General features: G+C 70.3%; 8 protein-coding genes. 4 read left to right on the plus strand and 4 right to left on the minus strand.

What is annotated here, in order from left to right:
- Positions 1-264 precede the first annotated feature (264 nt).
- Positions 265-1,773: an LCP family protein gene (locus IPV09_RS14370; RefSeq protein WP_207475870.1), complete on the plus strand. Its 1,509-nt coding sequence runs from the start codon at positions 265-267 to the stop codon at positions 1,771-1,773.
- A gap of 78 nt (positions 1,774-1,851) precedes the next feature.
- Here IPV09_RS14370 and IPV09_RS13705 read toward each other — a convergent pair whose 3' ends face one another.
- The 3 genes from IPV09_RS13705 to IPV09_RS13715 are packed head-to-tail and all read right to left on the minus strand — an operon-like array spanning position 1,852 to position 3,987.
- Entirely contained in the window at positions 1,852-2,586 is a 735-nt protein-coding gene (locus IPV09_RS13705) for an ABC transporter permease (RefSeq protein ID WP_207475872.1), read from the minus strand.
- Positions 2,583-3,305, minus strand: a complete 723-nt coding sequence (locus IPV09_RS13710; protein ID WP_207475873.1) for an ABC transporter ATP-binding protein — start codon at positions 3,303-3,305, stop codon at positions 2,583-2,585. Before IPV09_RS13710 ends, IPV09_RS13705 begins: the two co-directional genes overlap by 4 nt.
- A 58-nt stretch (positions 3,306-3,363) precedes the next feature.
- Complete coding sequence (locus IPV09_RS13715; protein WP_207475875.1) at positions 3,364-3,987, minus strand: TRIC cation channel family protein; 624 nt, start codon at positions 3,985-3,987, stop codon at positions 3,364-3,366.
- A gap of 104 nt (positions 3,988-4,091) precedes the next feature.
- On the opposite strand from IPV09_RS13715, the gene IPV09_RS13720 reads away from it, so the two are divergent.
- Positions 4,092-5,159 (plus strand): glycosyltransferase family 2 protein, encoded by a 1,068-nt coding sequence (locus IPV09_RS13720; protein ID WP_207475877.1) that lies wholly within the window; start codon positions 4,092-4,094, stop codon positions 5,157-5,159.
- Positions 5,160-5,177: 18 nt separating this feature from the next.
- On the opposite strand, the gene IPV09_RS13725 is transcribed toward IPV09_RS13720, so the two are convergent.
- Positions 5,178-5,927 (minus strand): TIGR03089 family protein, encoded by a 750-nt coding sequence (locus tag IPV09_RS13725; protein ID WP_207475878.1) that lies wholly within the window; start codon positions 5,925-5,927, stop codon positions 5,178-5,180.
- 34 nt (positions 5,928-5,961) lie between these two features.
- Between IPV09_RS13725 and IPV09_RS13730 the strand changes: the two genes are divergently transcribed.
- Both IPV09_RS13730 and IPV09_RS13735 read left to right on the plus strand, forming a co-directional pair.
- Positions 5,962-7,041 (plus strand): mannose-1-phosphate guanylyltransferase, encoded by a 1,080-nt coding sequence (locus IPV09_RS13730; RefSeq protein ID WP_207475880.1) that lies wholly within the window; start codon positions 5,962-5,964, stop codon positions 7,039-7,041.
- 47 nt (positions 7,042-7,088) lie between these two features.
- On the plus strand, positions 7,089-7,718 hold a 630-nt coding region (locus IPV09_RS13735; protein ID WP_370590342.1), incomplete at its 3' end, for a hypothetical protein.

Raw genomic sequence — 7,718 nt, forward strand, 5'->3', positions numbered from 1 at the left:
CTGGTCGGCCACGGGGGGCAGTACCTGGGTCGCTTCGGGCTCCGGCTGCTGGTCGCGGCGGTAGAGCCAGTCCAGGTCGGGTTTGCGTTCGTCACTCACGCGTCAAGAGTAGACAGGTGGGGTGGGGCATCGGGTCCGACCTCGGTGCTGCTCGGCGTGGCTGTCCGGCACGACCGTGGTCGCACACCCATACTTGACCAAGCCTTTCCGCCAGCGGTGCCCGAGAGCACCGTCCGGCTTCCCCCATCGGAAGGACCCTGCTTCGTGGATCGACAGCCCAAGGCAATCGCAGCACAGCACGTGGTCTTCCGCCGCGGTCTGGGTCTGGTGCTGGCGACGCTGGTGCTGCCCGGTTCGGCGCAGTTGCAGTCGGGCAACAAGACCGTGGGACGGGTCGCCCTGCGCACCTGGATGGTGATCGTCGGCCTGGTGCTGCTGACCGGCATCCTGGCGCTCGTCTCCCGGGGGGCGGTCGTCACGGTCCTGGCCAGCGGCGTGTTCTACCGCCTGCTGCAGCCGGTCCTGATCGCGCTGGGTCTTGGGTGGGCGCTGCTCATTGCCGACGCCTGGCGGCTGGCCCAACCACTGAACATGGACCGAAGCCGCCGGCTCGGTTTTGGTCTGGTCAGCCTGCTGCTGGCCTTCACCGTCGCCGCGTCCGGCTTCGGTCTGGGGTCCGCCGCGCACGCCCAGGGCGACCTGATCAGCAAGGTGGTCGGTGGTGGCGGCGACTCCCGACCGAACGCGGGACGCTACAACGTGCTGATGCTGGGCGCCGACGCCGGCGCCGGACGGGTGGGCCTGCGTCCGGACACGATCATGGTGGCCTCGGTGCATGAACAGACCGGGCGCACCGTCATCTTCAGCCTTCCCCGCAATCTGGAGGGTGCCCGGTTCCCCGACGGCTCCCCCCTGAAGCAGTTGTACCCCGACGGCTACGAGTGCGAGGACCACTCGTGCATGCTGAACGCCATCTACGGGCTGGGCCACGAGCACGCCGACCTGTACCCGGGCGTGGACGACCCCGGGCTGCAGGCCATGCGGGAGGTGGTCAGCGAACTCCTCGGCCTGCCCATCAACTACACCGTCATGGTCGACCTGATGGGCTTCACCTCGGTCATCGACGCGGTGGGCGGGATCCGGCTCGACATTGGCAAGCGGGTGCCGATTGGTGGAGGCACCTCGCCGATCACGGGATGGATCGAGGCGGGCAGGAACCAGCATCTGGACGGGTACCGAGCCTTGTGGTTCGCCCGCTCGCGCCAGGGCTCAACCGACTACGAGCGGATGCTGCGCCAGAAGTGCGTGGTCAACGCCATGATGCAGCAGTTGGACCCGCTGACGGTGGTGACCAAGTTCAACCAGATCGCCGGGGCAGGCAGTGAGGTTGCCTACACCGACGTGCCAGCCCGGGAGGTCAACAAGCTCGCCACGCTGGCCACCAAGACCCGCAGGCTGCCGATCAAGTCGGTCTCGTTCACCCCGCCCCTGCTCTTCCCGGGCAACCCGAAGCTGGACGTCGTCCGGGACACGGTGGCCACGTCGATCAGGCAGTCCGAGGCGTTGGACGGCACCGCGCCGGCCGGGAAGCGGTCAACTGCCCCCGCCACGACCGCGCCCGCCGACCACGCGACCCAGCCGAGTGCGCCGCTGTCGACCTCTCCGCGGACGACCCCGGCGCGCGTCAGCGGGGGCGGGTCCCCGACGGCGCCCGACACCAATGACGGCACCCCGGCACCCACCAATGAGGACCTTGGCGCGGTCTGTTCCTAGCCGGGCGGCGCCGGGGCTCGGGAGCGGCTCCGAGGGTTCGGCCGGCGCGGAGTCCGCCTGCTCGGCTGCGCAGCAGTCTCAGGCCGTTCGCCTCGGCAGGGTCAACGCGCCCAGCGCCAAGGCCACCACGATGACACCGGCGACGATGCCAATGTCGGCCCACATCGTGGCGGTCGGCTCGGCGTGCGCACCCACCTGCTGCAATGCCTCAACCGCGTAGGTCAGCGGGAAGAAGTCGCTGAGCGTCTGCAGCCAGCCGGCCATCTGGTCGCGCGGCAGGATCACCCCGCTGGCCAACAATTGTGGGAAGACCGTCAGCGGCATGAATTGCACCGCCTGGAACTCGGTGCGGGCGAAGGCGCTGGTGAACAGCCCCAGGCCCACCCCCAGCAGCCCATTCATGATCGCGATCAGCACCACCCAGATCGGGTCACCGGCGGTTTGCAGGTCGAACAGCCAGTAGGCGGCCGCGGTGCTGACCGCCCCCTGGACCGCCGCCGCCAGCCCAAAGGCCAGGCCGTAGCCGGCCAGCAGGTCGCCACGATGGATGGGCGTGGTCAACAGCCGCTCCAGGGTGCCGGTGGTGCGTTCGCGCAGCATCGAGATGCCGGTGATCAGGAACATGATGATGTGCGGGAACAGCCCCAGCATGACCAGGCCGATGCGGTTGAAGACCGGCGCCCCGTCGAACAAGGAGTAGAGCAGGAACAGCAACACGCTCGGCACCACGATGATCATCGCGATGGAGCGCTTGTCATGGGCCAACTGCCGCAGGCATCGCGCCGCGGTGGCGAGGACCAGGCGCGGATTCATCCGGCCACCTGCTCGCGCTCGATGAGCCGCAAGAAGGCCACCTCCAGGTCGTGGGTGCCGGTGTCGGCGCGGATCGCGTCCGGGGTGTCGTCGGCGACCAGATGACCCTCGCGCAGCAGCATCAGGCGTTGGCAGCGTGAGGCCTCGTCCATCACGTGGCTGGAGACCAGCACCGCGCAGCCCTGGCGGGCAAGGCTGTTGAACATGTCCCACAGTTCGACGCGCAGCACCGGGTCGAGACCGACCGTCGGCTCGTCGAGCACCAGCACCTCCGGCGAGCTCAGCAGCGCACACGCCAGCGACGCCCGGCTGCGCTGGCCCCCGGACAGGGTCTCGACCAGCTGGTCGACGGATTCGGCCAGGCCCACTGTCACGATGGCGGCGTCCGCTGCCCGTGCCCCCACCCCACTCAGGGCAGCGAAGTAGCGGGCATTCTGCTGGACGGTCAGGTCGGGGTACACGCTGGGCGACTGGGTGACGTAGCCGACCCGGCGCCGCAACGAGCGTGCCCCGGCGGGTTCCCCGAGGACGGTGACCGAGCCGCCGTGGGTGACCTGCACCCCGACGATGGCCCGCATCAGCGTCGACTTGCCGCCGCCGGAGGGCCCCAGCAGACCCGTGACCATGCCGGTGTCGACGTGGCAGCTCAGCCCATGCAGGACCTCACGCCGGCCGCGTCTGACCACCAGGTCCTGCACCAGCACCGCATGGTCGGACATGGGTCTTCCTCTCGCCGCTGGGCACGACGCTACCGCTCCACTGACCGGCAGGGAATGCTCATCCTCGGGCGGCCCGCTCGCCCCGCGCCTGCGGAATGCGCCACCCGAAGTGCAGGGACAGCATCCGGAACACGAAGACCACGCCGGCGGCCAGGACGACCGCCGCCGGCGTCGGCAGCCGCGTCAGCGACAGGCCCGCCACGATGGCGGCGCCCAGGAATGCCGGCACCGCGTACAGGTCCGCGGAGTTGAACAACTGGGGGTCACGGTTGGCCACGACATCGCGCAACAGCCCGCCGCCGACGCCCGTGGTCACGCCCAGAATCCCGGCCGCCACCGGATTCATCCCGGCGCCCAGCGCGGCCACCGTGCCGGTGGTGCAGAACAGTGCCAGTCCGCCCGCGTCAAAGGTCAACAACTTCCGTGAGTGGCGCTCGACGTGCCCGGCCAGGAAGAAGACCAGGATCGCGGCGGCGACCGGAGCCGCCAGATGGATGGGCGCCGCGAAGGCCGCTGGCGGCCGGTCAATGATCAGGTCGCGGATGACGCCACCGCCCAGCCCGGTCAGCCCGCCGAGCAGCAGCGAACCCACGACGTCGTAGTCCCGCTGGGCCGCGAGCAGGCAGCCCGAGATGGCGAAGAAGAAGGTGCCCAGCAGGTCGAGTGCGAGCGCCCAGGTCACGAGCGTGCCCTCGGTTCGGGTGCGGTGGTTCCCATCGGCTCAGGCTGCCCCACACCGGGTGGCATTACCCGGGGGCGCGCCGCGGTGCTGGCATCATGGGAGCCATGCAGCACACCACCACCCGCCCCCGGATCAACGTGTCGGACCCGATCAGCGTGATCATGCCGGTGCGCAACGAAGAGGCGCACCTGGCCACCTCCGTCCAGGGTGTGCTGGACCAGAACTACCCCGGCGACCTCGAGATCCTGCTGGCCGTCGGCCCCAGCAGCGACCGCACCGCCGAGATCGCGCGGGGGCTGGCGCAGGACAACCCGCACATCCGGGTCATCGACAACCCGTCAGGCACCACCCCTGATGCCCTGAACCTGGCCATCGCCGCCAGCCGCTTCCCGGTCGTCGTCCGCGTCGATGCCCACGGCGAACTCGGCGAGGACTACCTGAGGACCGCCGTCGAGTTGCTGCACTCGACCGATGCCGCGAACGTGGGTGGACGCATGGAGGCCCGCGGACGCACGAGTTTCGAGCGGGCGGTCGCTCTGGCCTACAACTCGCGTCTGGGACTGGGCGGTGGCGGATTCCACCTGGCCGAGACCCCGCAGGGGCCGGCCGAGACAGTCTTCCTGGGCTGCTTCCGCCGGGACGCCCTGATCACCGCCGGGGGCTACGATCCCGCCATGATCCGGGCCCAGGACTGGGAACTGAACCTGAGACTGCGCCAGTCCGGCGAAAAAGTCATCTACTCACCCAGGCTGCGGGTCACCTACCGTCCCCGCAGTTCGGTGAAGGCACTGGCCCGGCAGTTCTACCTGACCGGCAAGTGGCGCCGCGAGGTCATCCGCCGCCACCGTGACACTGCCTCACTGCGCTACCTGGCCCCACCGGCCACGGTCGCGGGCATCGCCGTCGGCACGGCGCTGGCGGCCAACCGACGCCTGCCGGCGTGGCTGCGCACCGTCGGGCTGATGGCCCCGCTCGGCTATGCCGCCGTTGTCGGCCTCGGCAGCCAGTTCGGGCTCGAGGGCGCCGACGAGGTGCCGGTCGATGGGCGCACCCGGGCCTGGTTGCCCCTGGTCCTGGCCATCATCCACATCAGTTGGGGGGTCGGCTTCCTGCGCGGCCTGGATCGCGACGAACGCATCCGCAGCGACGCGGCTCCCCGCCCCGCCGCCTGAACGCCCACCCCGACCGGCTCAGCTGGGGTCGGCACGCTCGGTAGCGGCGATCCGCGCCAGTCGACGGTCGTCGGCCGGGCCCTCGACCACCACCGAGGAACCCCCGCCGCGCAGCGGCTCCAGCAAGCCGGCGCGCACCACGGCCAGCGGGTCGGCGCCGCCGTCGGCGCGCACCAGCAACCGGCCGGTGCGTCCCTCGACGGAGGCCACCAGTTCGCCGTGGCCCAGGGTGGTGGCCCGGTCATGCCAGGCCGGGTCGTCGGGGTCGGGCAACTGCGCCGGGGTGTGGACGTCGGGCTGGCCCAGCACCTCGTGGTAGTCGACCAGACCGGCGTCCAGCGACTCGAAGCCGGCGCCGAGCGGATCCAACGAACAGGCGATGGTGTCCACCCCCGGCACCGGCCTGGGTGTGTGCGGGCCGACCACGGCCACGTCCACTGCCTGCAACTGCAGCGGTTCCACCGCCCGCACCTGACCGCCCGCCTGCCAGACGGCGGCCGTCCAGACCAGGGACGCCCAGTGGCCGGGGCGCTCCAGCAGCAGCGGCGCGCCGACCACCGGCGACTCGGCCCAGCCCAGGTCGTCCAGCAGGTTGACGGTCTTGTCGACCCAGTTCGAGAACGTGGCCGCGCTCAACTCGACGCGTTCGTCGCCGGGTCCGTACCAGACCAGCAGGGGCCGCCCCGGATCGTGTCGGAGTCGGTGCTCCAGCCAGTGGCCCACGGAGGCCGGGGAGGTGGACGAGGACGACGGGGCGCGCAACTGCATCCCCACAGCGTAGGCGGGCGCTAGTGTCATGGCCATGCGCTACGTGCTGATCATGGCTGGTGGGTCCGGGAAACGGCTGTGGCCGTTGTCACGGCAGGGGGAGCCCAAGCAGTTGTTGACCCTGATCGAGGGCAAGAGTCTGCTGCGCATCGCCTACGAACGGGTGCAGGGCTTCGTCCCGGACAGCAACATCATCATCTGCACCGGGGCGTCCTATGCCGACACCGTGGCCGCCCAACTGCCCGAGATCCCGGCCGAGAACATGCTGGGGGAGCCCGAGGGACGCGACTCCCTCAATGCCGTGGCCTGGTCGGCTGCGGTCATCGCCACCCGCGACCCCGGTGCCGTGATGGCCGTGTTGACCGCCGACCACATCATGGACGAGGTCGACGTCTTCCAGCAGCGGCTGGACGAGGGCTTCACGCTGGCCGAGCAGCACGCTGACGCCTTCGTCACCTTCGGGGTGGTGCCGACCAGTCCCCAGACCGGCTTCGGTTACCTGCATCGCGGGGCCCGGGTCGAGGGCTTCGAGCACGCCTACCAGGTGCAGGAGTTCAAGGAGAAGCCGGACGCCGAGACCGCCGCGGCCTACCTGGCCACGGGGGAGTACTGGTGGAACTCGGGGATGTTCGTCTGGCGCGCCGAGACCCTGCTGGGCACCGTCGCCGCGTTGCAGCCGCAGACCTATTCCCTGGTCCGCGAACTCGCTGCCCACCCTGAACGGCTCGCCTCGATCTTCCCGCGGCTGCCCAAGATTTCGGTCGACTATGCCGTCATGGAACCGGTCAGTGCCGGCACCGTCGAGGGACGCGTGATCGCCATCGAGTTGCCGATCCGGTGGCACGACGTCGGCTCCTTCCTGGCCCTGGCCGGGCAACTCGACCACGACGCCGACGGCAATGCCGCCACTGGCACCACCGTCAGTCTCGACGCGGCCAACAACCTGCTGATCAACCGCGGTGGGGCAGAGCACGTCCTGGCCGTCGCCGACATCGAGAACATGGCGGTGATCACCACCCCGCACGCCACCCTGGTGATTCCGCTGGACCAGTCCGAGCGGGTCAAGGACCTGGTCGCGCGGGTCGTGGAGGCTCACGGCGAACGCCATGGCTGACCCGGGGACGCCGTAGGGTTGCCCCCGACTTCCAAAGGAGAACACGCATGGACATGCTGCACAAGAACCGCGAGTTGGCGGCGTGGGCCGCCCTCGGCGCCGTGGCCCTGGTGCTGCTGAGCGCCTTCGTCGACATCGCCTACCTCAACGACACCTGGCCGACCGAGTCGGGCCCGGCACTGTCGCTGGTGGCCCGATCGGTCGACTCGAAGTTCGTCCCCCTGGTCGGGTTCCTGGTCGCCGCCCTGGCGACCTGGTTCGTCGCCTACTGGCGCGAGCCGTCCCGCAAGGCCCCGCTGATCGCCCTGGTCGGCCTGTGCCTGACCGGCGCGGCCGCCCTGCTGTACGTGGTGTTCACCCTGATCGGGTGGGGCGGGGACGACTCCAACGGCCTGCGCATCTTCAGTTCCCTGTTGTCCCTGCTCGCCAACCTGACCGCACTGGCACTGATCGCTGGTTTCTTCTACCTCACCTGGAAGCACGTCTCGCCGGCCCCGGCAGCCGCCCACCCGGGGCAGCAGCACTACGCCCAGCAGCAGCTGGGGCAGCAGCCCTACGGCCAGCCCGGTGCGGCCCACCCCGCCCCGCCCACCCAGCAGCCGAACTGGCAGGCGAACGAGGCCTCCGGTGGGGCCTGGCACCGCGCCGGTGACGCCGCGGCAGGCGCCGGGGCCAAC

It is taken from the genome of Tessaracoccus sp. SD287, assembly GCF_017355265.1.
In the GTDB taxonomy this organism is placed as follows: Bacteria; Actinomycetota; Actinomycetes; order Propionibacteriales; family Propionibacteriaceae; genus Aestuariimicrobium.